Below are 26,211 nucleotides of genomic sequence, written 5' to 3' on the forward strand. Positions count from 1 at the left end.
CTCCCTGGCGAGACAGTCCGGCTTCCGTGGTGCGGGGATGCGGTGGTGCGGTGAACCGGTGGTGTGCTGCACTGGTGGTGCGGTGAACCGGTGGTGTGGTGAACCGGTGCCGGTCGCTCCGATGTCGGTGCGGACTCCCGCCCTCGGCGCTGCTGGAGTCGCCCCGTCGCCCCCTCTCCCCCGTTGGTCGCGGCCGACCGCCGTCATCGTCGTGAGGGCCGCCATCGCCGTCAAGGTGCCCGGTCGGTAGGCGTGAGGGATCTCCCCACCTGGGAGGGCTTCCGTACCTGCGACACTGGTCGGGATCACGCACCGCAGGAGGCAGCACGATGACCGAAGCGAGCCCCGGCGCCTTCACGGAGGCGCGCGCCCGGGATGTCCTGGCCGCGGCCGGACGGCCCGACGCGGCGGCCGACGCCAAGCTGCTCGCGCTCGGCGAGAACGCGGTCTTTGTACTCGGCGACGACGGTCCGGTCGTACGCGTGGGCCGCAGCGCCGATCTCCGGGAGCGCGCCGAACGGGAACTCGCCGTGGCCCAGTGGCTGGCGGCCGAGGGCGTACCGGCGGTACGGGCCGCCGAGCCCGAGGCCACCCTGGTCGACGGGCACCCCGTGACGTACTGGCACCGGCTGCCGGAAGCCGTCCGCCCCGCCGAACCGGGCGATCTCGCCGCGCTGCTCAAACTCGTGCACGCCCTGCCGGAACCGCCGTTCGCGCTCCCCCGGCGCGAACTCCTCGGCGGTGTCGAGCGCTGGCTGCGACTGGCGGGCGATGCCGTATCGGCGCAGGACGCGGAGTATCTGAGGGGGCGGCGGGACGCGTTCGCCGCGGCCGCCGCCGCATTGGCGCCGCAGCTGCCCCGCGGCCCCATCCATGGCGATGCGCTGCCCCGTAATGTGCATGTCGGGCCCGATGGTCCGGTGCTGGTCGACCTGGAAACCTTCGCCTCCGATCTGCGTGAACACGACCTCGTCGTGATGGCCTTGAGCCGGGACCGCTACGGCCTGACGGCGGACGCGTACGACACGTTTGTGTCGGTCTACGGCTGGGACGTGCGGGACTGGGAGGGCTGTGCGGTGCTGCGTGGCTCCCGGGAGACGGCGAGCTGTGCCTGGGTCTCCCAGCACGCGCCTGGAAACCCGGCGGCCCGCACGGAATTCCGCCGCCGGATGGCCTCCTTGCGCGACAAGGACGCGACGGTGCGGTGGTATCCGTTCTGAGGCCCGGCACCGGGTCGAAGTCTTGGGGCCGGTTTCGGGGCCGGGTCCGGATCCCGCTCGCCGCCCCGGCCGCCCGCCCCAACCAAGGGCTCGATCTCTGCCTCGTTCCCGGTCCCGTTATCGGTCTCGGTCCCCCTCAGCCCTGGTACGGAATCAGCGGCCAGGCCCGCTCGACTATCGCCTGCGGATCGCCGGAGCGACGCAAGTACGCCTGGAACGAGGCCGCTTGTTCGGCGGCGGCCTCCTCCTGGAGCGCGTGCAGGGCGCGCGGTGAGGGGATGGCGACGGACGGGTGTTTCTCCCCGATGCGCCGGGCGACACCGGCCGCGGCCGCCGCGTCGGCGCCCGCCTCATGCGCGCCGTCCAGCCGCACGCCGTAATGCCCGCAGAGCGCCTGCAGCGCGCGCTTGCCCTTGCGGTAGCGATCCACATGCTTGTCCAGGATCAGCGGATCGATGATGGGCGCGGGCGGATTGCCGAGCCGCTCGGTCAGCGTGCGCACGCCATGGCGACGGCACTCGCGGTCGAGCAGCGAGAGGTCGTATCGCGCGTTCATCACCACCAGGGGGATGTCCGCGCGCAGCGCATCGGCCAGTGCCTCCGTGATGTCCGCTATCGCGGTCGTCGGCGGCCGGCCGTGTTCTCGGATATATTCGGTCGAAATGCCATGAATGGCTGCTGCCTCATCGGGAATCGGTACGCCGGGATCGAGGAGCCAGGACTGCTTGGCGACCACCCGGCCATCGCCCTCCAGCCGGATCAGCGCGGCGGTGACGATACGGTCCCGCTCGACATCGGTGCCCGTGGTCTCCAGGTCGAAGCTGACCAAGAGCTCCTGATGCCAGTTCATGCCGGCACCTCGCTTCGCCCGGCCCCGCCCTCGCTCGGCGCGCACCGTTCTTCCCTGCCGCCCCAGCCTTCGGCCGGGTGGCCCCCCATGCTCCGCTCGCTCACGCGGCCTCCTTCGGTGGTACATCCCCCGTTGCTCGAACACTCTCGCATGCACCACTGACAATCGGCCTGCGAGCCTTGTCGCGCGGCTCACAACCGGGGCCCGCAGCACCTCCGCCGCCCCTAGGCTGACCGTCATGGACCTACGGCTGGCGGGACACGGCGCTCTGGTGACGGGGAGCAGTTCGGGGATCGGGGCGACGATCGCCGAGACCCTGGCGGACGAAGGGTGCGATGTCCTTGTCCATGGGCGGAACGCGGCAGCCGCGGCGGCCGTCGCCGAGCGGATCGCGGTCCGCGGCGTGCGCGCCGAAGTGGTGCTCGGCGATCTGACGGAACCGGGCGTCGCCGAGCAGGTCGCGGTCACCGCACGCGACTTCGGGGCCCGCATCCTCGTCAACAACGCCGGTCCGTTCGCCGAACACGACTGGGAGAGCTCCCGGCCGTCCGACTGGCGGGCCGCGTTCGAGGGCAACGTCCTGCCGACGGTACGGGTCACCCAGACCCTGCTGCCGTCGCTGCGCGCGCAGGGCTGGGGCCGCGTGATCACCATCGGCAGCCGGGCCGTACGGACACCGCTGCCCAACATGGTCACATACTCCGCGGCCAAGGCGGCCGTGGTGAACATGACCACGAGCCTGGCCCGGCATCTGGCCGGTACCGGGGTCACCGCGAACTGTGTGAGCCCCGGAGTGATCGTCACCCCCTCGATGCGCCGGATGTTCGAAGAACGCGCGGCAGCGGCGGACGAGGGCGACGACGGCGGAGCGGCCGAGGCGGACATCCTCGCGGAGTACGCGCCGAATCCGACCGGGCGGCTGGGGCGGCCGGAGGACGTCGCGGCCGCGGTCGGGTATCTCGCCAGCCCGGTCGCCGACTACGTGAACGGCATCGAGCTACGGGTCGACGGCGGCATCACGGGGACACCGTAGGGCGCCTCCGTGACAGGGCCTGTCCACAGGCCCCTGGTAGCCGAGCGACAGCCCGCGCCCCTACGAGACGGGCCGCGAATCCGCCCACACGCTCTCGAACTCCTCGCGATACGTCTCGAACAGTCCCTCCCCGTCACGCGCCTCACGCCCGTCCCGGCCGTCCTGGCGGACCACGTCGCGACCGCCCCCACGGAGGACCAGCACCGGCGACTCCATACCGCGGCTCTTACGGAGATAGGGCTGGACGACGGCTATGCCATCGGGACCGTCGCCGTCAACGAGATACGCCGTGAAACGCGGGGTCTCGTCGAAGACCTGGATCTCGAAGGCGCCGGGGTCGCGCAACCGGGCGCGTACCCGCCGCATGTGCAGGATGTTCACCTCGATGGAGCGGCTCATCTCGCCCTTCTTCAGGCCGATTTCGCGCTCCCGGCGGCGGACCGCACTGCTGGCGGGATTGAGGAAGAGCAGGCGGACACGGCAGCCGGACTCGGCGAGCCGGACCAGTCGGCGGCCCGAGTAGTTCTGGACAAGAAGGTTCAGTCCTATGCCTACGGCGTCGAGGCGGCGGGCACCGCCGAACAGGTCCTCGGCGGGGAGCTGGCGCTGGAGACGGACCCGGTCGGAGTGGACGCCGATGACATCCGCGTACCGGTCACCGACGAGATCTTCGACCGCGTCGATCGGGAGCCGCCCGGAGATCCGGGTGCCGACGCCGGAGCCCAGGATGTCCAGCAACCGGGCCGACGCCCGCTCCGCCTGGGCGAGGACGGTCTCGGACAGGGCCCGGTTACGGGAGACGATGTTGCGGGCGACCTCCAGTTCGTCCAGCCCCAGCTCGACATCGCGGCGGTCGTCGAAGTACGGCTCGAAGCAGGGCCAGTGCTGGACCATCAGCTCGCGGAGCTGGGGAAGCGTCAGAAAGCTGACGATGTTGTCGTCGGCGGGGTCGAGGAGGTAGCCCTTGCGCCGGCTCACCTCGCGGACGGCGACCGCGCGCTGCACCCACTCCTGCCCGGCGGGACCGGCCGCGGCGATGACCCATTCGTCGCCGTGCACCGGCTCGTAAACGGGGCGCAGCACCGCCGAGACAACGGCCCGGAGTCGCTGCTCGACGAGATTCAGCCAGATATAGGCACGTCCGGCCCGGCGGGCGCGGGTGCGCACCTCGGCCCAGGCTTCGGCGCCCCAGTCGAGTTCCGCGCCGATCTCCAGCGGCCGTGCCAGGGACACCGCGCCGGGCGGTGCGTCGACGGAGCCGCCCTCGTGACCCTCGTGACTCTCATCACCAGGGGGCAACTCCAGCCCGCCGCTCACCTGCCACCGCCTTCCGAACCCCCGTGCCAACGATCAAGGCAGACTACTGCGGCGCGGGAGGCAGTGCAGCAGGATGCTTCGAGTCGTCCGCCAACTCCCCTTATTCATATTGCCCGTTGCGGCCGGAAAGCGCGGGTGGAGTGAGCGGATTCATAGCTCTGAGGCCGTTGAGCTGCCGGCTTATGGCGCTGCGGGAGGACGCGGGCGGGCCGACGGTGGCCGGCCGTCCACCCGTGTTCGGCATCGCCCGGCAGTGTGATCGAACCTGATGTGGACCCGCGCGATGGGGTGTTTCGGCGGCCGTCCGTTGACCCGGCCGCGGGAGGTCCCGCTCGCGCACGCGGCACGGTTGGCCAGGTTGTCGCTGGTGAATTGTTCGTAGCTGCTGTATAGGCGGGGGGGAGAGAGGGTGCTTGATGTAGCGGCACCGGCCCCGGGCCCTCGGGATCTGCGCATCGTACCCAACCGGCTACTCCCGTAGGACAACCGACTACGTCCGTAAGAACCGGTAAGCCCCAGCAGGCCCAGCCGGACCCAAGAGAACCAGCCAGACCCGGTAAGACCATCGGACGGCATCGCGAAGGATTGACCACAGTTCAGCGAAGATCTCGCGAAATTCCCGCTGTGCGGGACAGGTTGAGGAAAGATGCTGATTCGGTCCGCGGACGCTTGTCGTGGAGTTGCCGCAGCCCCTGACGAGAGAGTGGAAGAGTCTACGCATGCAGGTCTGGCCGGGAGAGATGTATCCGCTGGGTGCCACCTACGACGGGGCGGGCACCAACTTCGCGGTGTTTTCCGAAGCCGCGAGACGCATTGAGTTGTGTCTGCTGAACGATGACGGTTCGGAAACCGCCGTCGAGTTGCGGGAGGCCGACGCCTTCGTCTGGCACGTCTATCTCCCGGGCGTGATGCCGGGGCAGCGCTACGGATTCCGGGTGCACGGTCCCTACGAGGCGGAGCGAGGGCACCGCTGCAATTCCGCGAAACTGCTGCTGGACCCGTACGCGCGGGCGATGAGCGGCCGTATCGACTGGAACGAGGCGGTGTACGGATACCACTTCGGGCGGCCGGAAACGCGCAATGATCTGGATTCGGCGCCGCACACCATGACGTCCGTGGTGGTGAATCCGTATTTCGACTGGGGCGATGACCGCCCGCCGCGTACCGCGTATCACGAGACGGTGCTCTACGAGGCCCATGTGAAGGGGCTGACGATGCTCCATCCGGAGCTCCCCGACGAGCTGCGCGGCACCTACGCGGCGCTGGCGCATCCGGCGATCATCGACCATCTGACGAAGCTGGGGGTCACGGCCCTGGAGCTGATGCCGGTGCACCAGTTCGTGCAGGACCACCGGCTGGTGGACGCCGGGCTGACCAATTACTGGGGCTACAACACCATCGGGTTCTTCGCTCCGCACAACGCGTACGCGTCCTGGGGGGACCGCGGGCAGCAGGTGCTGGAATTCAAGACGGCGGTACGGGCACTGCACCGGGCCGGTATCGAGGTGATTCTCGACGTGGTATACAACCACACGGCCGAGGGGAATCATCTGGGACCGACGCTGTCATTCCGGGGGCTGGACAATGCCTCGTACTACCGGCTGTCCGAGGACAAGCGCTACTACACCGACACCACCGGCACCGGGAATTCGCTCCTGATGCGCAGTCCGCATGTCCTGCAGCTGGTGATGGATTCGCTGCGCTATTGGGTGCAGGAAATGCATGTGGACGGTTTCCGGTTCGATCTGGCGGCGACGCTGGCCCGGCAGTTCCACGAGGTGGACCGGTTGTCGTCGTTCTTCGATCTGGTGCATCAGGACCCGGTCGTCAGCCGGGTGAAGCTGATCGCCGAGCCGTGGGACGTCGGTGAGGGCGGCTATCAGGTGGGGAATTTCCCGCCGTTGTGGACCGAATGGAACGGGAAGTACCGGGACACCGTGCGGGATCTGTGGCGGGGCGAACCGCGGACCCTGGCGGAGTTCGGGTCCCGGCTCACCGGCTCATCGGATCTCTACCAGGGGGACGGGCGGCGACCGCTCGCCTCGGTGAATTTCGTGACCTGCCATGACGGATTCACGCTGCACGATCTGGTCGCGTACAACGAGAAGCACAACGAGGCCAATGGCGAGGACAACCGGGACGGCGAACGTTTCAACCGGTCCTGGAACTGCGGGGTGGAGGGCCCGACCGACGCCCCCTCGGTGCGTCGGCTGCGGGCCCGGCAGATGCGGAATTTCCTCGCGACGCTGATGCTGTCGCAGGGTGTGCCGATGCTCAGTCACGGAGACGAGTTCGGGCGCACACAGCGCGGCAACAACAACGCGTACTGCCAGGACAACGCGTTGTCGTGGGTGCGGTGGCCGGAATCGGGGGCGGACAACGGGAGAACGGCCGGGGTCGGGTCAGAGGATCGGGATGGTGCAGAAGGTCGGGACGGTGCCGAGGGGCGGGACGGTGCCGAGGGGCGGGACGGTGCCGAGGGGCGGGACGGTGCCGAGGGGCGGGACGGTGCCGAGGGGCGGGACGGTGCCGAGGATTATGAAGGCGCCCACGAGGAGGACGGGACGGGCGAGGAAGAACGTCAGGCTGGCAACGAGCGACGGACGGGCGCGTCCGTACCGCCCGATGACGAGCCGGCGCTGCTGGCCTTCGTACGGCAGATGGTGTGGCTGCGGCGCGACCATCCGGTGTTCCGGCGCCGGCGGTTCTTTCAGGGCCGCCCGGCGGAAGGCACATATGACGAGCTCTCCGATATCGCATGGTTCAGGGCCGATGGCAAGGAGATGGGGCCGCGCGACTGGCAGTCCGTCCATGCCAAGGCGTTGACGGTCTTCCTCAACGGCAACTCGATCTCCGAACCGGGGCCGCGCGGCGAGACGGTCACGGACGACTCGTTTCTGCTGATGTTCAACGCCCATGCGCAGGAGAAGGAGTTCATGGTTCCGGTGCACCACGGTCGGCAGTGGCAGGTGGTGGTGGACACCGACCGGCCCTGGGCGGTGGCGGACGGCGGCGGGGCGAAGGTCAAGGCGGGCGATCGGCTGACGCTCACCGACCGGAGCCTGCTGGTGTTGCGGCGGCCGGGGTAGCGCCGGGCACCGGCGCGGCGGTCCGGGGCATCACCTTGGCGGTGATCGCGACGCCGAGGATCAGGACCGCGGCGCCGACCGCGGTCGCGAAGGCGGCCGACGGTCCGTGGGCGTCGGCGAGGCGGCCGGAGGCGGCCGGTGCCGGCGCCTGGCCGCCGACCACCGCACTGGTGAGGAAGGCCATCGACTCGGCCAGCCGGGTGGCCGGCACCATCCGTTCGGTGAGGCCGAAGAGCGTGATCAGGTGCGGGGCGAAGGCCCACCCCGAGGTCCACGACGACCAGGTAGAGCGCCCATAGGGACCGTACGAACAGCATGGGCAGGGAGAGCGCGATCACCTGGCGACAGGTGGTTGAGGTGGTTGTCATGGCGGTCATCGCCTGACGACAGGGGCTGGCGGCCACGGCGCCGGGGGCCGTACGCACCGGACGTACGAAGGTGTGCGGTGCGTCGGCTTCCCGGATCGGAGGAACCGACGACGTGGAGGGCCGGGGGGGGAACGGGGGGAACGGGGGCGGGGAGTGCTCGGGGCAGGCCCGACGGCAGCAGACGGCAGCTGTGGATGACGCAACAGGCCGCCAATGGGGTACGGGTGTTCCCATGACGCAGCCATCGAATCCGTCGCCGACCGCCACCTACCGGCTGCAGCTTCAGCCGGAGTTCCCGTTCTCCGCCGCCGAGCGGGCGGTGCCGCATATCGCCGCGCTCGGCGTCTCCCATCTGCATCTCTCCCCCGTCCTGGAGGCGGTACCGCGGTCCACGCACGGCTACGACGTGGTCGACCACACGGTGGTACGGGCCGAGCTGGGCGGCGAGCGGGGGCTGCGGGCGCTCGCGGGGACGGCCCGGTCGCACGGCCTCGGCCTGATCGTCGACATCGTGCCGAACCATATGGCCGTGCCGGCGCCGGCATCGCTCAACGGGCCGCTGTGGGAGGTGTTGCGGGACGGCCCCGCGTCCCCGTATGCCGCGTGGTTCGACATCGACTGGGATGCCGGGCACGGCGGTCGGCTGCTGCTTCCGGTGCTCGCCGGGCGCCTGGGCGAGGAGTTCCCCCACTTCCGGGTCGAAGACGGGGTGCTGCGCTATCACGAGCACGCCTTTCCGCTGCGTTCCGGTACCGAGCGGCTGCCGCTGGAGCGCCTCCTGGACGCCCAGTGGTACCGCCTCGCCTGGTGGCGGCTGGCCCGCAGCGAGCTCAACTACCGGCGCTTCTTCACCGTTTCGGAGCTGATCGGCGTACGGGTGGAGAACCCCGACGTCTTCGAGGCGACGCATGGCACACTGCTGCGGCTGACGCGCGAGGGCGTCATCGACGGGCTGCGCGTCGACCATCCGGACGGGCTGGCGGACCCGGGTGGCTATCTGGCCCGGCTGAAGGCCCGGACCGGCGGCCGCTGGACGGTCGTGGAGAAGATCCTGACCGGTGAGGAGCGGCTGCCGGACCGCTGGGCGTGCGCGGGCACGACCGGCTATGACGCGCTGCGCCGCATCGACGCGCTGTTCGTCTGCCCGCAGGGCGTAGGACGGCTCTTCGCCCACTACCGGGACCACGTCACCCCGTTGGCCGACACGGGCGGCGACTGGGAGGAGACGGTGCGCCGGGCCGCGTACGAGGTCGTCACGCACGATCTGGCGGCGGAGGTCGAGCGGCTGGTGCGGACGGCGGCGCGGATCGGCGAACGCGTTCCCCGGCCGGGCGACCACGCGCCATGGGCGCTGCGCCAGGCGATCCGGGAGCTGCTGGTGCGGCTGCCCGTCTACCGTCCGTACGCCGCGGACGCGGACCGGGCGGGGCGGGACGCGGCGATGCTGGACACGGCGGCGGCGCGGGCACGCACCACGTTCCGGGTCCCGGAAGAGGCGCGCGCGGTGGATCTGATCCGTGATCTGGCGCTGGGGCGGTTGGGTGGCGGGGAGGGGGAGGTTGGTGGGGAGAGGGAGAGGGAGGGCGGCACGGACCCGTCGGACACGCCCAGTGCCGATGTCGCCGACTTCGCCGCGCGCTTCGCGCAGACCGCGTCCGCGCTGCGCGCCAAGTCCGTCGAGGACACCGCCCTCTACCGCTACCCGGTGCTGCTCTCGGCCTGTGAGGTCGGCGGTGACCCCGGGGAGCCCGCCCTCGGCCCGGCGGCGTTCCACGCGTACTGCACCCGGGTGCAACAGGACTGGCCCGCCACCGGGACGGTGCTCTCCACGCACGACACCAAGCGCAGCGCGGACGTCCGGGCGCGGATCGCTGTGCTGTCGGAGTGCCCGGACCGGTGGCGGGATGTGCTGGGTGCGGTGACGGGCGAGGCCGGCGAGCGCGGGGTGATGGGCGCGGCGCCCTGGGATCCGATGGTCTCGTGGCTGGCCTGGCAGACCGTGTTCGGACTGGGGGCGGCGGCCGCTGACGGGCCGTCGGCGGACGGTGGGCGCGGTGTGGAGCGGGTGTCACAGGCCGTTCTCAAGGCCGTACGGGAGGCCGGGCTGCGTACCTCGTGGACAGAGCAGGACACGGAGTACGAGGAAGCGGTGGCGGAGTTCGTACGCGGCGGCCCGTGCGGTCCCGGGGCGGCCCCGCTTGCCGCGCTGGACGAGGATCTGGCGCCGTTCGTCCGGGCGAATGTGCTGGGTGCGGCGCTGTTGCACCTGACCATGCCGGGGGTGCCCGATCTCTATCAGGGCACCGAGCGGGAGTACGCCGCGCTCGTCGACCCGGACAACCGACGGCCCGCCCGCTTCCGGCCGGAGCTGCTCGCGGAGCTGGACGGCGGGGCCGCGCCGGGGGATCTGTCCGGTGAGAAGCTGCGGCTGACGGCGGCGGCGCTGCGGCTGCGGCGCGACCGTCCGGAGTGGTTCGGTGCGGCCGCGTCGTACGAGCCGCTGCCCGCGGAGGGGCCCGCGGCCGAGCACTGTGTGGCCTTCTGCCGCAGCGGGCGGGTGGTGTCGGTGGCGACCCGGCTGTCGCTGCGTCTGGCGGAGGCGGGTGGCTGGTGGGACACGGTCCTGCGGCTGCCACCCGGAGGACCTTGGCGCGAGCTGCTGACCGGCCGGGAGGTGGCGGGCGGTGCGGTGGTGGGGCTGAGCGAGCTGCTGGCGGAGTCGCCGGTGGCGCTGTTCGTGGCAGGGTGAGGACGGGGTGCCGGGGCACGACCGGGGTGAGTGTTTCCAGTCACCGGGCATTCCCGGCCGCCGGATTCTTCTCGTCGCCCGACACGGCGCGCAGCAGCTCACTGAACACCGCTGCCGCGCCCGTCAGTTCGACCCGTGAGAAGACGCTGATATCGCGGCGCCACGGCGGATCGGTGGGCACGGACGCACAGTCCAGGCCGGTGAGTTCATGGGCGGCGGTCAGCAGCACGCCGACACCGGCCGACGCCATCCGTACGGCCGTCGAGCTGTGCTGGGTGCGGACCGCGGTACGGGGCACGAAACCGGCCCGCTCGCACTGCAGGTCCAGCCACCGCCGACCGTCCACCACCGGCTCCAGGCTGCACCGCACCCATGGCCGCTCCGCCAGGTCCGTGAGCCGTACGGACTCCCGGGCGGCCAACGGATCGTCATGCGGCACGACCAACACCATCTCCTCCCGGCCGATGACGGTGACCGGCCCCTGCCAGTCCTCGGGGCGCGGCCCCACGGCGACATCGGCGACGCCTCGCTCCATCTGCTCGTACAGCTCCTGGGTGGTGGCGTACTCGTGGAGGAGCAGACGCACCCTCGGGTGCTCGCGGGCCCAACGGGCGCAGACCTCCGGCAGCACACCGATCGCCTGGCCGTGCACCGTCGCGATATGCAGTTCGCCGCTCTCCGCGCCGGCCGCGGCCAGGGCGGCGCGGCGGGCCTGGCGGGCACTGCGTACGGCGAGTTCGGCGTGCGGAAAGTAGGCCCGGCCCATCACGGTCAGTCGTACTCCGCGGCTCATCCGCTCCAACAAGGGGCCGCCGACCTCGCGTTCCAGCGCCTTGATCTGGTGGGAGAGCGCGGACTGGGTGACATGCAGCGCCTCGGCGGCGCGGGTGAAGGACGCCTCCTCGACGACCGCCACGAGGTATTCCATCTGTCGCAGACTCATCGGGTCTTCCTGTCCTCCCCACGCGCGACGTTCGCTGCGTTCCCACCGTGCGTCCCACGCACGCGACTCGCCTCATGCACACAGCTCATCGTCCCCATAGAAACATTGCCTTGGACGCATCGGCGCAGGTGGGCGCAGCCTTGACGGCATGAGCAACGTCACGGGCGGAACTACAGGCGGACCCACGGTCGGAACGGGTACGGCCGGCGGGATCTCCGGCGTCCCCGAGCCGGACGTCATCGTGATCGGCGGTGGCACCGGCGGCTACAGCACCGCGCTGCGCGCCGCCGGCCTCGGGCTGCGGGTGGTGCTCGCCGAACGCGATCTGATCGGCGGTACCTGCCTGCATCGCGGCTGCATTCCCAGCAAGGCGATGCTGCACGCGGCGGAGCTGGTGGACGGCATCGCGGAGGCGCGCGAGCGGTGGGGGGTGAAGGCCACGCTGGACGCCGTCGACTGGGACGCGCTGACCACCACCCGGGACGGCATCGTTTCCCGCAATCACCAGGGTGTGGCAGGCCACTTGGCGCGCGCCGGGGTACGGGTGGTGCACGGTACGGCGCGGCTGACCGGACCCCGTTCGGTGCTGATCGACGGCCCCGAGGGCGGCGCGTTCACGGCCCGGCGCGGCATCGTCCTGGCGACCGGCTCCCGGCCGCGGAGGCTGCCGGGGCTCTCGGCCGACGGCCGACGGGTCGTCACCAGCGATGACGCGCTGTTCGCCCCGGGGCTGCCGGAGTCGGTGCTGGTGCTGGGCGGCGGCGCGATCGGCGTCGAGTACGCGTCCTTCCACCACTCCATGGGCGCCGAGGTGACGCTCGTCGAGGCTGCGGACCGGCTGCTGCCGCTGGAGGACGAGGATGTCAGCCGGCATCTTGCGCGCGGTCTGAGGAAGCGCGGCATCATGGTCCGTACCGGCTCGACGCTGGTCGGCACGGAGCTGCTGGCGAACGGGGTGCGGGCCATCCTCCGTACGGCCAAGGGCGAGGAACTCGTGGTCGAGTCGGAGCGACCGCTGGTCGCGATCGGGCGGACTCCCGTGACGGACGGGCTCGGCCTGGAGGCGGCCGGACTGTCCACGGACGGGCGGGGGTTCCTCGCACCGGCGGACTGGACGCGGCTGGAGACGGCCGTGCCGGGCGTGCATGTGGTCGGCGATCTGCTGCCGCCGCCGTCGCCGGGTCTTGCGCACGCCTCGTTCGCGGAGGGGCTGCTGGCCGCCGAGACGCTGGCGGGCGTCCCGTCACCTCCGGTGGACTATGCGACCGTGCCCCGGGTGACATATTCCAGCCCGCAGACCGCGTCGGTCGGTCTGAGCGAGGCCGGGGCACGCGCCCAGGGGCGGGACATCAAGGTCAACACCATGCCGCTGACGGCGACCGCGAAGGGCATGGTGCATGGGCAGGGCGGCATGGTGAAGGTGATCGCGGCGGCGGACGGGGCGGGTGGCGAGGCGGCCGAGGCGGTGCTGGGCGTCCACCTGGTCGGCCCACATGTCTCGGAAATGATCGCGGAGAGCCAGCTGATCGTGGGGTGGGATGCCGAACCGTCGGATGTGGCGCGGCATCTCCACGCACACCCGACGCTGTCGGAGGCGGTCGGCGAGGTGTTTCTGACGTTGGCGGGGCGGGGATTGCATCAGCACTGAGCAGTGCTTGCACCAGCGCTGACCTGGCGTGCATCAGCACTGAGGGCGCCAAGGGGCCACGGGGGACGGTCCGTTGGCGCCCCGGCGGCGGCCGTCAATCCGGTTGCGGCCCATCGCTCCGCCGACAAAGCCCGGCACACGGTGGTGCGGTGCATGCGCCGCCGCGCGACGAGGCACCGCCGGGAACACCGCCCGGAGCGCCGCCGGAATGACCGTCCGCAGCGCCGCCGGGAACACCGCACGGAACGTCGCCGGGAACCACCCGCAGCGCCACCCGCCTCACCGCTCCGTCAGGACGTAGTCGACGCGCCCGAAAGTGATGTGATCCCCCGGCCCGACCGGCACCTCTCCCACCACCCGGCGCCCGTTGACGCAGGTGCCGTTGGTGGAGCCGAGATCCCGCAGCATCCAGCTCTTGCCTGCGCTGCGCAGTTCTGCGTGCGCGCGGGAGACCGTTTCATGGTTGAGGCGTAGGCCGACGCCCGGAGCCCGCCCTATGAGCAGCGGGAACGGACCCGGCTCGGGCAGCAGGAGTTTGGGCAGCCGCTCCGTACGCCAGGCCCTGCGGATCCTGATATGGAAGGCCGACATCCGGCCGACCAGCCGCAGCAGCGCGCCCTGGACCTTGCCGCGGCTCTCCACATCCGCCGTGGCCAAGGCCAGTTCGGAGTGTTCCTGGGCGGTGAGGACGAGTTCCATCCGGCGCAGGAAGGTGTCCTGGGACAGCCGTCCCTGTGCCGCGCCATCCCGCAGCAGATCGAGGGCGCGCTCCCGGTCGGCGTCCGACGGACGCGCCGGCCGTGCGGGGAACTCCAGCGAAGTCATGCCGGTGATTCTCCGGCCACCGTGACCCGCTGTCCAGGCGAGATACCCGTCATGGGCCCTCCGCGCGCTGGAACCGGTGCAGGTCAGCGAGCCGCTTCCGCTGGTCCCGTCAGCTGCGCACCGGCCCGCACTCGCCGGAACGGCGCAGCGGAGTCGCCCGGCGGTATGGCCCGATGTCGGCCGTAGCGCCACGTCGGGGTGTCGGGCGGCACACCGACGTGCTTTCTTCATCTGGAAACGGGGCCGGGACACCGGTGACGTCGGGACCTGGTGACAGGGACCCGGTGACCAGGACGGTTACCAGGGACCTGGCGACAGGGCGTCCCTACCCCTGACGTATGACGTATGACGGATGGCGCAGAAAGGAGGACGGCGTGCTGTTCGAGGTATGGGCACCGAACGCCGCCCAGGTGACGCTCCAGTGGGCGGGCGACCGGGCCGACGACCCACCGGTGCCCATGGAGCCCGATCCCGACCGCGACGGTTGGTGGCGTACCGACACACCGGCCCACGACGGCGACCGCTACGGCTTCCGCCTCGACGACGGCCCCCCGCTCCCCGACCCCCGCGCCTGCCGCCTGCCGGACGGCCCCGGCGGCCCCGCCGCGGTCGTCGACCACGCCCGGTTCGCCTGGCGGCACCCTTGGCCTGGCCGCCCCCTGCCCGGCGCGGTCCTCTACGAGCTGCACATCGGCACCTTCACCCCCGAAGGCACCTTCCATGCCGCCGCCACGCACCTTCACCACCTCTCCACTCTGGGCATCACCCACATCTCCCTGATGCCGGTCTGCCCATTCCCCGGCCGCCACGGCTGGGGCTACGACGGCATCGCCCCATGGGCCGTACACGAGCCATACGGCGGCCCCACCGGCCTCAAGCGTTTTGTCGACTCCGCGCACGGCCACGGCCTCGGGGTCATCCTCGACGTCGTACACAACCACCTGGGCCCCTCCGGCAACCATCTGCCCGCCTTCGGCCCGTACTTCACCGACACCCACCACACACCATGGGGCGCGGCCGTCAATCTCGACGCACCCGGTTCGGACGAGGTACGCGCCTATCTCATCGGCAGCGCGCTGAGCTGGCTACGCCACTACCGTCTGGACGGCCTACGCCTGGACGCCATCCACGCACTGCACGACACCCGAGCACGGCACGACGCCCGAGCACTGCACGACACCCGAGCACTGCACGACACCCACGCGCAACCCACCCCCCAACCACCGCACGAAACCCACCCGTCACACCAAACCCACCCCCACACCCACACACCGGACGCCCCCCAACCCCTGCACTTCCTCGCCGAACTCTCCGCCGCCGTAGACACCCTTTCCAGCCACCTCCAGCGCCCCCTCTTCCTCATCGCCGAATCCGACCTCAACGACCCGCGTACCACCGCTCCGCGCGCGACCGGCGGCCACGGCCTGCACGCCCAGTGGAACGACGATCTGCACCACGCCCTGCACACCGTCCTCACCGGCGAATCCCAGGGCTATTACGCCGACTTCGCGCGCGCCCCACTGGCCGCCCTCGCCAAGACCCTGACCGGCGGCTTCTTCCACGACGGCACACATTCCAGCTTCCGCGGCCGGGCGCACGGCGCGCCGCTCGATTTGCGCGTCACACCCCCGTACCGGCTGCTGGCGTACGCCCAGACCCACGACCAGATCGGCAACCGCGCACTCGGCGACCGCCTCACCGCCACTCTCTCCCCCGGCCTGCTGGCCTGCGCCGCCGCACTGATCCTCTGCTCCCCCTTCACACCCATGCTGTTCATGGGTGAGGAGTGGGGAGCGCGCACGCCCTGGCAGTACTTCACCGACCACACGGATCCGGAGCTTGCGGAGGCCGTACGGGAGGGGCGGCGCCGCGAGTTCGCCTCACACGACTGGGACGGCACCTCCGCCGACTGGCCCGATCCACAGGCCCGGGCCACCCGCAACCGCTCCGTCCTGAACTGGGCCGAACCCGCCGCCGAGCCACACGCCTCCCTCCTGACCTGGCACCGCACTCTGCTCACCCTGCGCCACACACTCCCCGCGCTCACCGACCTCGATCCGGCCAACACCGATGTCACATACGACGAACGGGCCCGCTGGCTACTGATGCGACGGGGCCCGGTACGGGTAGCGGTCAACCTCGCGCGACACACGGCAGCCACCATCCCAGTCCGCACGCCGAACACCCCTGCCCCGGAACTGCGCCCGCTGGCCGCCTGGCCGGAGGGCTGCGTGCCCGGCAACCCCGGTGACAATGACGCAGTACGCCTGCCACCGGAGTCGGCGGTTGTGCTGGAGGAAGTCCCTTGAAGCCCAGACGACAGTCTGCGGCATCGAGCCCCACCGTGCCGCGTTCACCGATCGCCGCCTGACGACCGACCTTCGGCGTCAATCTCAGGCTCCACACCACTGATTTTGCGACTGTCCAGAAGTGCGGGCCACAGCATCATCGCAGGTCGTCGACTTTCGCCGACCGTTAAGCCATGCGCATTGGGCCAAGTTACGGGAACTCATCCGCCCTCATGACGACCTATGCCAAAGTCGTGACTCCGAGGTTCCGCCCACACCAGTAAAAGAAATCTGCCATTCCGTTAGGGCGATCCCATAGGGCGTTCCCCAACAGCTGAGGAGTCTAGAGAGTTGAAGTGGAATAAACTGGGTACGGCTGCCGGGACAGTCACCGCCGCCGTGGCGATCAGCCTGTTCGGTACTGCTCCGGCGTTCGCCAGCGTGAGTTTCACGACCACGGACAAGCATATGGGCGGCAGGGCGTACTGGGAGTCCCCGGGCGACAGGCTGCGGGTGTTGGACCAGAGGCGTGATGGCTACTCCGCCTGGGCGGGCCTCTACACGAGTCACGGCAAGTTCGTCGGCTCGGTCAAGGCCAGTGGTAAAGGCAAGCTCGCGTCGAAAAGGCTGAACCGGAAGGAAGGCAGGAAGGTGATTGTGAAAGTGTGCCTCGTCAAGGGCGGCGGAAAGAAGAAGTACTGCGCCCAGCGGATCAACTACGCCTGAGGCGGATATCGCTACGCCACCCCTCATAGCTCCTCCGTGGCGAAGAAGACCGACGTGCTGACGCTGTCTCCCGGGTCTGGCAATGGCCGCCCCGCCAGCCATGGAGCCACTCGGCGCCAACAGCCGTCACTCCCGTGCAGAAACGGCCGGCGGCAGCGCGACCCGTGATGAGGACAACCGTTTTGCGAGCTTGAGGATCCTCGCGAACAGGGACACGGGCCGCGGAGTCCGTGAGGGGAGAGGGCACTGAACGGCACGCCTGAGGACCGCGTGCGCTTCCTGGAATCGGGCTGACGCCGCGCCCAGGAGGAGGACGACCGGGTTCGTGTCGCCCAGATCATGTTCTCCGGTGGTCCTGCGGTGCAGGCAGCCGGCGGCAAGGCCCTGGTCGGTACGGCGGAAGACGTCCGGCACTTCCTGGAAGTCGGCCAGTACGAGGCCCGCGCCAAGGACAAGGCGGCCGAGGACGCGGCCAAGAACAAGCCCTCTCCCGGGACAGGCGACAGCGCCAAGACCGAGGACGAGGACAGGGACAAGGACGAGGTCGAGGGCAAGGACAAGGCCGAAGCGGCCAACGGCGGCAAGGACGCCAAGCACGCCGGGGCAGCTACCGGCGACCGGCCGAAGCAGATCAGCAGTGAGGGCACCAAGCCCGCCGTCGCATCGTCCGAGAGCACCGTCACGGCACCTGGTGACAACGGTGAACTGGCCGGCACGGGAGCCGGGTCGGTGACCTCGTGGGCGGTCGGTGGTACCGCCATCGCCCTCAGGGCGGGTGCTGGTTTGGTCATCGCGGGCCGCCGCCGCGCCTCCGTCGAGCACTGAGAACAGGATGTCCGGGGCGACTGCCCTCGTCGTCGGCCGCCCCGGAGCCCACACGTTGCTGACCGTCGAAGGTGCGAAGCCCGCCGAGGGTTCCGGTGCGTCCATCGCGAAACGGGGCGCTGCTGCGAAGCAGGTTGACCAGGGGCGGAGCGCACACAAGCCAGGCCGAGACCAGCCGCACCCCCTACGCGGAGAATTCCGCCACGCACGCCTTGCAGAAAGCATGCAGGTCAGCGGGCCTCCGGCTGGTGATCAGTGTGTTCGGTCCGGCGGTGCAGACGCTGACCTGTTCGTCGACCCAGGTGCCGCCCGCGTTGCGGATGTCGGTCCGCAGACTCGGATAGGACGTCAGCGTCCGGCCGCGCACCACATCGGCCTCGACCAGGGTCCAGGGCGCATGGCAGATGGCGGCCACCGGCTTGCCCGCGTCGAAGAACGCCTTGGTGAACGCCACGGCCTTCCGGTCCTGGCGCAGCGCGTCCGGATTGGCCAGCCCGCCGGGCAGCACCAGACCGTCGAAGTCCGCCACGGACGCCTCGGCCACGGTCAGGTCGACGGGGAACCTGTCGGCCTTGTCGAGGTGGTGGAACGCCTGCACCTTTCCCGCCGCGGTGGAGATCAGCTTCGGCGTGCCACCGGCGGCGATCACCGCCTGCCACGGCTCGGTCAGCTCAATCTGCTCGACCCCCTTGGGGGCCATGAGAAATGCCACTCGCATACGGCGTCACGTCCCTCCGTACACAGGTATCGATGCTCTCGAGCCTTGGAAGGCTTGAGGATCTTGAGGCGCCTTGCTTCTTCCTGGACGCCTTGGCACCTTGCCCACTCTCCCATTTACCCCAATGAGGGAAAATCGACCACTGCCGCGATCGCCCTGCCGTCCATTCCACACCCACGTGCTGGACACTGTGTCCATGCCGCTGCATATCTCCGACCTGCTGGCCCGGCCCGATCTCGCGTTGTCGGTCGCCTACGACATGCCGCCGGAGCTGCTGGCCCGCGCCGTCGAGGCGGCGACCGTCTCGGATCTGCCGGCACCCGGGAAATGGCTGCAGGGCGGTGAACTCCTCATGACCATCGGCCTGTTGCTGCCGATGGAGCCGGCCGACTGCCAGACGTACGTACGGGACGTCGCCGAGGGCGGCGCGGCCTGTCTGGCGCTCGGGCTCGGGCAGGGGCTGCCCTACCAGGAAGCGCCCGAGCCGCTGGTGACTGCCGCCAGGGAGTCGGGGCTGCCCCTGCTGACGGTGCCGGACGAGGTGCCGTTCATCGCCGTCACCAAGGCCGTCTTCGACGCGCGGGCCAACGAGCAGCGCGAAATGCTGCACCGGGCGTTCGCGACCCAGCGGCGACTCACGGCCGCGGCCACGGGTGGCGAGCTGCGGGCGATGCTGGAGGAGTGGACCGCCGCCACGGGCGTCGGCGCGGCGGTGCTCGACCCGCTGGGCCGGCTGCTCGCGGCGGGTGAGCCGGATGCGCGGTCGCCGCTGGCCGAGGCACGCGACCTGATCGAACGGGTCGCGGCGCGCGGGCTGCGCGGCAGCGCGTCCAGCACGGCCGCGGGGCGGCAGTTGGAGGTCCAGCCACTGGGCGCGCGGCGGCTGCGCGGACTGCTGCTGCTCACCGGCCGGCCCGATGACGCGGCCCGGTCCGTCGTACCGGGCCTGGTGTCGCTGCTCTCGCTGGAGCTGGAGCGACGCCATCTGAGCGATGAGCCGGAGCGTCGCCGCAGGTCGGCGCTGTTGTCGGAGCTGCTGGCCGACGAGGAGCCGTCCGCCGAGCGGGCCCGGGACATGCTGGTAGCCGCCGGTCTGACCGCCGAGCGGGTACGCGGGGTTGTGGTGGAGCCGGTTGGGGCGGAGTCGGTCGGGGGGCCTCCCGGAACCGGATCCAGGGCGGCGGCCGGGGCGGCGTCACGTAGAGCATCCGGGGTTGGTTCCGGCACCGCTTCCGGGAGCGCGGAAAGCGCCGCGCAGGAAATGGCCGCCGACCTGGCCCTGGCCATCCCCGGCGGCCTGGTCCGGGTGCGGGACGCAGCAGCCAGCGGGCCGGTGAGCGGGGCCTCGGGCGGGAAGTCGAAGACGGGCACGGGCACGAGGACAGCCACGGGCACGGGGACGGACATGCGCACGAGAACAGCCACCAGCACAGGGACGGGGACGGACAGGGCGAAGGGCGCTGCGACGGATACCGCGACGGACACCGGGGGGATCATCGAGGCGGTCGTCGGCGAGGATCTCGACATCCGCGATGTGCTCGGCCGGTTCGCGCCGGGCCGTCCGGCGGGCATCGGGCCGGCCACCGCCCCCGAAGCGGTACGGGTGTCCCTGCGCCAGGCGGCCGGACTGCTCGCCGTCAGCCGGTCGAGCGGCGCGCCCGCCGAGGCACGGCAGAGCCAGGCCAGCCGGTTGCTGCTGGACCTGGGCGACCCCCGTACGCTGCACGGCTACGCCGATGCCGTGCTCGGCCCGCTCGATGTCGCGGACAACGGCGAGGAGTTGCTGGCCACCCTGGCAGCCTGGCTGGAGACCGGCGGCGCCTGGGACGCCACCAGCCGCCGGCTCGGCGTCCACCGCCACACCGTACGCAATCGTCTCGACAAGGCCATGGACCTCACCGGCCGCCGCCTCGACGACCCCGACGACCGCTTCGACCTCTGGCTCGCCACCCGCATCCGCCGCGGCGGCGCCCCCGCCCCCGGCACCCCCGTTGACGCACCATCCAGAATCCGGAATTCAGGGAGCGGCACGCACACGAGCGCGTGAGCGCATGAGCCGGAAATCACATGAGCCGGCAAGTCCATGAGCCGGCGAGCGTATACCACACGCCCTCGCCTCCCTCAGACCACGATCGGCATCCGCATTCTTTCTCTCCCCCGCATTCCGCATTTCCATAATCAGCAGCGTGCCAGGCCGGTCTCCCAAGGGCGGCTCCATCCCCTCCCCCATTCCGCCCTTTCCCTCTCCCCCCACCACCGTATTTACTTTCGAACGTGACCTACGAGATCCGCACCCTCCCTCCAGAAACCCCCAGCACACGCACTCCCGACCGCACCACCACCCCCGCACCCGCCACCGGCTCGCCCCTCGGACGCGACCGCAGGCACGGGCGCGGGCGCGGGCGCGGGCGCGGCACGCTGGTGGCCGTCAGCGATCTGCACGTCCGGTACCCGGAAAACCGCGAGATCGTCGAGCGGCTCAGACCGGAGTCCGACGACGACTGGCTGCTGATCGCCGGGGACGTCGCCGAGTGCGTCGCCGATATCCGATGGGCCCTGGCCCTGCTCAAGAGCCGGTTCGCCACCGTCGTATGGGTTCCCGGCAATCACGAACTGTGGACCCCCGCCAACGATCCCGTCCAGCTGCGCGGCGTCGCCCGATACCAGCATCTGGTCACAATCTGCCGGGAGCTGGGCGTCCTCACCCCTGAGGACCCGTATCCGGTCTGGGAGGGCGAGGGCGGCCCGGTCGTCATCGCGCCCCTGTTCCTCCTCTACGACTACACGTTCCGGCCGCCGGGGGCGCACTCCAAGGAAACCGCGCTCGACATCGCCGAAGAGGCCGGAGTGGTGTGCAACGACGAGTTCCTGCTGCACCCGGATCCGTATCCGACGCGGGACGCATGGTGCCGGGACCGGCTGACGGCCACCGAGACCAAACTCGCCGCCGTGCCGGCGGAGCTGCCCACCATCCTCGTCAACCACTTCCCGCTGGTACGCGAACCCACCCGCCCGCTGTGGTATCCCGAGTTCGCGCTCTGGTGCGGGACGGAGGCCACCGCGGACTGGCCGCGCCGCTTCCGCGCGGCCGCCGTGGTCTACGGCCATCTCCACATACCGCGCCTGCTGATCTGCGACGGCATCCCCCACCAGGAGGTGTCGCTCGGCTACCCACGTGAATGGCGACGCCGTTCCACCCCGCCGGGCCGCCCCGTCCAGATCCTCCCCACCACCACAGGAACCACAGGAACCGCAGGAACCACCGCATGATCGACAAACTGCTGCCGCCCCCGATCGCGACCGCCGCAGCCTTCCACGACGACCACGACGACGACCCGGCGTCCACCATGTTCCCCGAGGAGCTGGAGCTGGTGGCCCGCGCGGTCCCGAAACGGCAGAAGGAGTTCCACACCGTACGCCGCTGCGCACGCCGCGCCCTGTCCGAACTCGGCATCGCCCCCGCCCCCATCCTGCCCGGCCCCGGCCGTGCACCACGCTGGCCGGACGGCATCATCGGCTCGATGACACACTGCACCGGCTTCCGCGCCGCAGCCGTCGCCCGCGCGACGGACGTGATGACCATCGGCCTGGACGCGGAACCCAACGAGCCGATCGCCGACCCCGCAGTCGTCGACGCCATATCGCTCCCCGAAGAGCGCGCCCAATTCCCCCGGCTGACAGCCCTACAGCCCGACGTGTGCTGGGACCGCCTGCTGTTCAGCGCCAAAGAGAGCGTCTACAAGGCGTGGTATCCGCTCACCGGCCGCTGGCTGGACTTCGAAGAGGCCCACCTCACCCTCGACCCGACGAACGCCACCTTCACCGCCCGTCTCCTCGTACCGGGACCCGTCGTCAACGGCACCCGGATCACAGAATTCGGCGGCCGATGGCTCATCGCGTCCGGACTGGTGGTGACAGCCATCTCGGTGATGGCGCAAGACACGACGGCACAACCGAGATGACATGACCGAGATGACATGACGGAGATGGCATGACGGAAGGCCCCCGTCGTGCGAGGGCTGACGAGGCCGCCGTTGCACAAGCCCCGCGCCACGTCAGCTCCCATCGTCTCCCCCTGCACAGGGATGGGGACGACTGGCGGCAGGAAGACATCTTGCGGGCGTTGCGGGCACTGATGGAGGAACTCCTCGCACACGCGTTGTGGCAGCGCCGAAGTGCTGCTCTCCTCCAGAGACATGCGGCCCCGGAAACCGTGACCGCGTCGTTCCGCACACCGGCCGTGGATGAGCTGCTGGCCCACCTGACAAACCTGCGCGACAACGGCGGGCCCGGCGCCAAGGGCCGTCACATCGTTCTCCACCGGGGAGGGCGCTGCGTCGTCCGGAGGAGAAGCTGAAGACGGTGGAGGCCGCACTCGGGGTAGGTGTACACCCGGTGACGGCACAGGAGTTCACGGCCCTTTGCCTGCACGGGCCTGCGGAGGAAGGTACCGATGTGATGGACAGCGAACTGCTCTCCTCCGGCTCTCTGGCGGGGACGAGTGTGGCGATCTCTGTGGCGCGGGGCGCCGATCTCGGCTGTCGCGGCTTCTCCGAGCTCCATTTCCGCGAACTCCTGGGTGAGTTGACCCAGCTGATCGTGCACGCGGGCGGAAGGATGCGCGGTGACGCATCATGGTTGTGTGAGTGGGATGTCTTCCTCAGCTACAGCCGTACCGACGCGCAACGGGCCGCACTCCTCGTCCGAGCCCTGCGGGACCGCGGACTGCGGGTGTTCGTCGACGACAGCGCGGTGGACGACTTCGCCTCCATCACGGATACGATCACCCGGGCTCTCGCCCAGTCCAAGGCTCTCCTGGCTCTGTATTCGGCCGCCTATCCAGGGCGCCGCGCCTGCCAGTGGGAGCTGACGTACGCATATGTGGCCGGTCGGCGCGAGGGGGATCCGCGGCAGCGGATCCTGGTGGTCAACACCGAGCCGGGCACCGATCACATTCATCCGCTGGAACTGCGGGATGCCCGGCCCTTGTCCTGGTCCTCCGCTCCCGAAGACGTCGACCGACTGGCCGGCCAGGTGGCGGCGCACACAAAGTCGCTGACCGCTGCCATGGGAGGCTTCGCTCGCACGCCATTCGTCCCGTGGCTGCCCGCACCCGCTCATACCGGCTCGTCCCGCTTCGTCGGCCGCCTCGCGGAGCAGTGGCGCATCCACTCCGCTCTCCACCGGCACCGTGTTCCGCTGGTCTCCCAGTCCGGTACGGGTCGCACCGCGCAGCTGTGGGGCATGCCCGGTATCGACAAGTCGCTGCTCGCCCAGGAGTACGCGGTGCGCTTCAGTTCCGCCTTCCCGAACGGCATCTTCTGGTTCGACCTGCACTTCCCAAGGGCGGTGCCCCGTCTCCGGACGGCGATACGTCACACGCCATGCACGCTCAGGCCGAGCAGGCCGTGCATGCCTATGCTGAGCAGGTCGCCACCGTGCCTTCCGGGACTGCTGCGGGTCAGCGGTTCCGGAAGACACCGGCGCGGCGGAGTGCCAAGGGTCGTACGTCAACGGCGGCCTGGGCGGGCGTGGCCCCGTACCTTGCCTGTTATGGCGTTTGTCTCCTTACTTACGCCTCGGATCCGGTCTTGCGACGACGCACGAGGAAAACGGCCCCGGCACCCGCTAGGGCGGCGGCACCACCGATGGCGGCGAGGGTCGGCAGTGTGTCCGAGGAGCCGGTTTCAGCGAGCTTGCCGCTGACCGGGAGCTCGTCGAGGCCGCTGCCGCCGTGCGGCGCTGACTTGTTCCCGGCGGTGCCCAGCTGGCCAGGCTTTCCCGGCCTGCCCTTACCGTCCTCGGGCTTCCCGGGCTTGCCCTTGGCGTCGTCCACCTTGCCGGGCTTGCTGCCGGGGGAGAGGACGCTGAAGTCGAACTGGCTGATGTCGTCAAAGCCGCACTTGTCGTCCGCGCCGTATGAGTACCCGGTCGTGAAGAAGTAGCCCGAGCCGGCCTTGGCCTTCTCGCCGATCTTGATACGCATCTTGGCGTCCGCGTATTCGCCCGGCTCCAGCCGCTTGATGGTGGCGAAGTCCTCGTTGTCCTGGAACTTGGCACCCTCACCCTCGACGGGCTTCCACTCGCGTGTCTTCGGGCTGAACCACTCGACCGTGACGTCCAGTTCGGCGACGTCGCTTAGTCTCGGGTCGGCGGTGCCGAGGGAGAGAGAGATATCGGTCTCCATCACCGTGATCTTGGAGACGTTGGTCACGCGGTATGTGAACTCATGCCAGCCAGAACCGGCTACGACCTTGCCCGGAAGACCAACCAGCCCCGTCTTCCCGCGCTCTTCGTCGAAGATCGGGGAGCAGAACGTCGGGCGGGTGTAGGTGGGGGACGGCGTGGCGCTCGGCTTCGCCGAGCCCGAGGTGGCGGGGGTGGGCTTGGCCGAGGCGGCGGGGGTCGACACCGCAGTCGGCCGCCCGGTGGCAGGCTCGCCGCTCGCACCACCAGCGGTGCTACCGCCGGCATCGGTGCCACCGGCGGCGGTCGGCGCAGGCGTTGGCGCGGCGGTGGCCGGGGCCGACGCCGAAGGCGTGGCACCGGACGCAGGCGCCTTTCCCGTCGCGTATGCGGCAGGGGTCGCGAGCAGTGCCACGGGGCCGATGACCGTCGTCACGACTGCGGTCGCCAGAGCACGGTGAAGCTTCAACTGAAACCTTTCTTTGAAGTCGGCCCGGACGGCCCCGATGGGGCAGCCCTGGTGTGGCCGTACACGAACACGTACGTGACCTGGTAGTTCATCGGAAGGTTGTGCACCAGGCGGACGCGCCCCGTGTGATCGTCCTCACTGGGAACTCGCATGATCAACGGGCATTCCCGGGGCGTTCCGGAGCCCCATGCGGTTGTCGCGGCAAGCCGCTGCAGCACGAACTGGGCCTGGCGGACGGCAAGAAGACCTGGGTCACCAACACCTATGAGTGGGGCACCCAGCGCCTGGCCACCACCCGCGTGGACCGCGAGGGCCAGAAGGCGTTGACCAGCAGGCCGGCTACGCCTACGACGAGACGGGCAACGTCCTGTCGATCAAGGACGTCTCGCGCACCGGCGCGGACAACCGGTGCTTCCGCTACGACTACCTGCGGCGCCTGACCGAGGCGTGGACGCAGGGCGACAAGGCGTGCGGTGAGTCCCCGTCCGCCGAGGCCCTCGGCGGACGGGGACTCGTACACCTACGACAAGACCGGCAACACCACCGGGCGCGGCGACCAGAAGCTGACCTGGGACGCGGAGGGCAACCTCACGAGTTCAACAATGGAGCGGCTGGACAACAAGGAGCAGTGGCACATCCAGAAGGGATGGGGCGCGCTGAAGAACATGTCGTCGATCCTGGAGAAGGATCGAAAGGCCAGGGAAACGGGCAAGGGTATGGACGACTTGCTGAACGACCAATCTGGCCGTCGCCAAGGCTGAGGCGAAAGAACTCTGGGGCGCGCTCAACTCCCGTGATGTCATCGGAAAGGTCGCAAAAACGGTGAGCGCGGACGCAGGCATGAAAGCCCAGATTAAGAAGAACTTCGATGACGTCATGAAGACGGCGGCCGTCAAGAAGCTCACGGGCAGAAGTTCGAGCCGACCAAGCACAAGGGTCCGCAGCCGGTCGGTGAAC

The 26,211-nt window shown here is 70.1% G+C and carries 17 protein-coding genes and 3 pseudogenes; 13 read left to right on the forward strand and 7 right to left on the reverse strand.

Annotation, left to right across the window (positions count from 1 at the left end):
* The first annotated feature begins 329 nt into the window (after window positions 1–329).
* Complete coding sequence (locus K9S39_RS12175; RefSeq protein WP_248863365.1) at window positions 330–1,220, forward strand: aminoglycoside phosphotransferase family protein; 891 nt, start codon at window positions 330–332, stop codon at window positions 1,218–1,220.
* 136 nt (window positions 1,221–1,356) lie between these two features.
* Here the strand turns inward: K9S39_RS12175 and K9S39_RS12180 are convergent, their stop codons facing one another.
* Window positions 1,357–2,070, reverse strand: coding sequence for an exonuclease domain-containing protein (locus K9S39_RS12180; RefSeq protein WP_248863366.1), 714 nt, complete (start codon window positions 2,068–2,070; stop codon window positions 1,357–1,359).
* 238 nt (window positions 2,071–2,308) lie between these two features.
* On the opposite strand from K9S39_RS12180, the gene K9S39_RS12185 reads away from it, so the two are divergent.
* A complete protein-coding gene (locus K9S39_RS12185) occupies window positions 2,309–3,103 on the forward strand; it encodes an SDR family NAD(P)-dependent oxidoreductase (protein WP_248863367.1) in 795 nt (264 codons plus the stop codon).
* A 60-nt stretch (window positions 3,104–3,163) separates the two neighbouring features.
* Here the strand turns inward: K9S39_RS12185 and K9S39_RS12190 are convergent, their stop codons facing one another.
* Window positions 3,164–4,420 carry an SAV2148 family HEPN domain-containing protein gene (locus tag K9S39_RS12190; RefSeq protein ID WP_248863368.1) on the reverse strand — a complete coding sequence of 419 codons (1,257 nt, stop codon included), beginning with the start codon at window positions 4,418–4,420 and terminating at the stop codon, window positions 3,164–3,166.
* 719 nt (window positions 4,421–5,139) lie between these two features.
* Here K9S39_RS12190 and glgX point away from each other — a divergent pair.
* Entirely contained in the window at window positions 5,140–7,509 is a 2,370-nt protein-coding gene (gene glgX / locus K9S39_RS12195; protein ID WP_248863369.1) for a glycogen debranching protein GlgX, read from the forward strand.
* Here glgX and K9S39_RS12200 read toward each other — a convergent pair.
* Window positions 7,469–7,723 carry a hypothetical protein gene (locus K9S39_RS12200; RefSeq protein WP_406707912.1) on the reverse strand — a complete coding sequence of 85 codons (255 nt, stop codon included), beginning with the start codon at window positions 7,721–7,723 and terminating at the stop codon, window positions 7,469–7,471. The genes glgX and K9S39_RS12200 overlap by 41 nt on opposite strands.
* Before the next feature lie 386 nt (window positions 7,724–8,109).
* Between K9S39_RS12200 and treY the strand changes: the two genes are divergently transcribed.
* Window positions 8,110–10,626 (forward strand): malto-oligosyltrehalose synthase, encoded by a 2,517-nt coding sequence (treY, locus tag K9S39_RS12205; RefSeq protein ID WP_248863370.1) that lies wholly within the window; start codon window positions 8,110–8,112, stop codon window positions 10,624–10,626.
* Between the two features lie 40 nt (window positions 10,627–10,666).
* Here the strand turns inward: treY and K9S39_RS12210 are convergent, their stop codons facing one another.
* Window positions 10,667–11,569: a LysR family transcriptional regulator gene (locus tag K9S39_RS12210; RefSeq protein ID WP_248863371.1), complete on the reverse strand. Its 903-nt coding sequence runs from the start codon at window positions 11,567–11,569 to the stop codon at window positions 10,667–10,669.
* 148 nt (window positions 11,570–11,717) lie between these two features.
* Between K9S39_RS12210 and lpdA the strand changes: the two genes are divergently transcribed.
* A complete protein-coding gene (lpdA, locus tag K9S39_RS12215; protein ID WP_248863372.1) occupies window positions 11,718–13,217 on the forward strand; it encodes a dihydrolipoyl dehydrogenase in 1,500 nt (499 codons plus the stop codon).
* A 279-nt stretch (window positions 13,218–13,496) separates the two neighbouring features.
* On the opposite strand, the gene K9S39_RS12220 is transcribed toward lpdA, so the two are convergent.
* Window positions 13,497–14,042: a DUF1707 and FHA domain-containing protein gene (locus tag K9S39_RS12220; protein WP_248863373.1), complete on the reverse strand. Its 546-nt coding sequence runs from the start codon at window positions 14,040–14,042 to the stop codon at window positions 13,497–13,499.
* A 371-nt stretch (window positions 14,043–14,413) separates the two neighbouring features.
* Here K9S39_RS12220 and K9S39_RS12225 point away from each other — a divergent pair.
* The 3 genes and pseudogenes from K9S39_RS12225 to K9S39_RS12235 all read left to right on the forward strand — a co-directional run.
* Window positions 14,414–16,351: pseudogene (locus K9S39_RS12225) on the forward strand (malto-oligosyltrehalose trehalohydrolase); the annotation flags it as partial.
* A gap of 330 nt (window positions 16,352–16,681) precedes the next feature.
* Window positions 16,682–17,056 carry a hypothetical protein gene (locus K9S39_RS12230; RefSeq protein WP_248863374.1) on the forward strand — a complete coding sequence of 125 codons (375 nt, stop codon included), beginning with the start codon at window positions 16,682–16,684 and terminating at the stop codon, window positions 17,054–17,056.
* Between the two features lie 330 nt (window positions 17,057–17,386).
* Window positions 17,387–17,881, forward strand: a pseudogene (locus K9S39_RS12235) (hypothetical protein); the annotation flags it as partial.
* A 184-nt stretch (window positions 17,882–18,065) separates the two neighbouring features.
* On the opposite strand, the gene K9S39_RS12240 reads toward K9S39_RS12235, so the two are convergent.
* On the reverse strand, window positions 18,066–18,599 hold the full coding sequence (locus tag K9S39_RS12240) for a type 1 glutamine amidotransferase domain-containing protein (protein WP_248863376.1): 534 nt from the start codon (window positions 18,597–18,599) through the stop codon (window positions 18,066–18,068).
* Between the two features lie 196 nt (window positions 18,600–18,795).
* Between K9S39_RS12240 and K9S39_RS12245 the strand changes: the two genes are divergently transcribed.
* The 4 genes and pseudogenes from K9S39_RS12245 to K9S39_RS12260 form a co-directional block, all read left to right on the forward strand.
* Entirely contained in the window at window positions 18,796–20,646 is a 1,851-nt protein-coding gene (locus K9S39_RS12245) for a PucR family transcriptional regulator (protein WP_248863377.1), read from the forward strand.
* Between the two features lie 227 nt (window positions 20,647–20,873).
* On the forward strand, window positions 20,874–21,869 hold the full coding sequence (locus tag K9S39_RS12250) for a metallophosphoesterase family protein (protein WP_406707913.1): 996 nt from the start codon (window positions 20,874–20,876) through the stop codon (window positions 21,867–21,869).
* Window positions 21,866–22,561 (forward strand): 4'-phosphopantetheinyl transferase family protein, encoded by a 696-nt coding sequence (locus K9S39_RS12255; protein ID WP_248863378.1) that lies wholly within the window; start codon window positions 21,866–21,868, stop codon window positions 22,559–22,561. The genes K9S39_RS12250 and K9S39_RS12255 overlap by 4 nt, the downstream gene beginning before the upstream one ends.
* Window positions 22,562–23,216: 655 nt before the next feature.
* A pseudogene (locus K9S39_RS12260) lies at window positions 23,217–23,585 on the forward strand (toll/interleukin-1 receptor domain-containing protein); the annotation flags it as partial.
* Between the two features lie 586 nt (window positions 23,586–24,171).
* Here K9S39_RS12260 and K9S39_RS12265 read toward each other — a convergent pair.
* Entirely contained in the window at window positions 24,172–25,254 is a 1,083-nt protein-coding gene (locus K9S39_RS12265) for an LAETG motif-containing sortase-dependent surface protein (RefSeq protein WP_248863379.1), read from the reverse strand.
* 473 nt (window positions 25,255–25,727) lie between these two features.
* On the opposite strand from K9S39_RS12265, the gene K9S39_RS42390 reads away from it, so the two are divergent.
* Window positions 25,728–26,015 (forward strand): hypothetical protein, encoded by a 288-nt coding sequence (locus tag K9S39_RS42390; RefSeq protein ID WP_319949553.1) that lies wholly within the window; start codon window positions 25,728–25,730, stop codon window positions 26,013–26,015.
* The last annotated feature ends 196 nt before the right edge of the window (window positions 26,016–26,211 follow it).

This window comes from Streptomyces halobius, from assembly GCF_023277745.1.
In the GTDB taxonomy this organism is placed as follows: domain Bacteria; phylum Actinomycetota; class Actinomycetes; order Streptomycetales; family Streptomycetaceae; genus Streptomyces; species Streptomyces halobius.

Bases quoted from the DNA above. Each gene is read 5' to 3' on its own strand.
- K9S39_RS12175 (WP_248863365.1), top strand. From the start codon at position 330: ATGACCGAAGCGAGCCCCGGCGCCTTCACGGAGGCGCGCGCCCGGGAT.
- K9S39_RS12180 (WP_248863366.1), bottom strand. From the start codon at position 2,070: ATGAACTGGCATCAGGAGCTCTTGGTCAGCTTCGACCTGGAGACCACG.
- K9S39_RS12185 (WP_248863367.1), top strand. From the start codon at position 2,309: ATGGACCTACGGCTGGCGGGACACGGCGCTCTGGTGACGGGGAGCAGT.
- glgX (WP_248863369.1), top strand. From the start codon at position 5,140: ATGCAGGTCTGGCCGGGAGAGATGTATCCGCTGGGTGCCACCTACGAC.
- K9S39_RS12200 (WP_406707912.1), bottom strand. From the start codon at position 7,723: ATGGTGCCGGCCACCCGGCTGGCCGAGTCGATGGCCTTCCTCACCAGT.
- treY (WP_248863370.1), top strand. From the start codon at position 8,110: ATGACGCAGCCATCGAATCCGTCGCCGACCGCCACCTACCGGCTGCAG.
- K9S39_RS12210 (WP_248863371.1), bottom strand. From the start codon at position 11,569: ATGAGTCTGCGACAGATGGAATACCTCGTGGCGGTCGTCGAGGAGGCG.
- lpdA (WP_248863372.1), top strand. From the start codon at position 11,718: ATGAGCAACGTCACGGGCGGAACTACAGGCGGACCCACGGTCGGAACG.
- K9S39_RS12220 (WP_248863373.1), bottom strand. From the start codon at position 14,042: ATGACTTCGCTGGAGTTCCCCGCACGGCCGGCGCGTCCGTCGGACGCC.
- K9S39_RS12240 (WP_248863376.1), bottom strand. From the start codon at position 18,599: ATGCGAGTGGCATTTCTCATGGCCCCCAAGGGGGTCGAGCAGATTGAG.
- K9S39_RS12245 (WP_248863377.1), top strand. From the start codon at position 18,796: ATGCCGCTGCATATCTCCGACCTGCTGGCCCGGCCCGATCTCGCGTTG.
- K9S39_RS12255 (WP_248863378.1), top strand. From the start codon at position 21,866: ATGATCGACAAACTGCTGCCGCCCCCGATCGCGACCGCCGCAGCCTTC.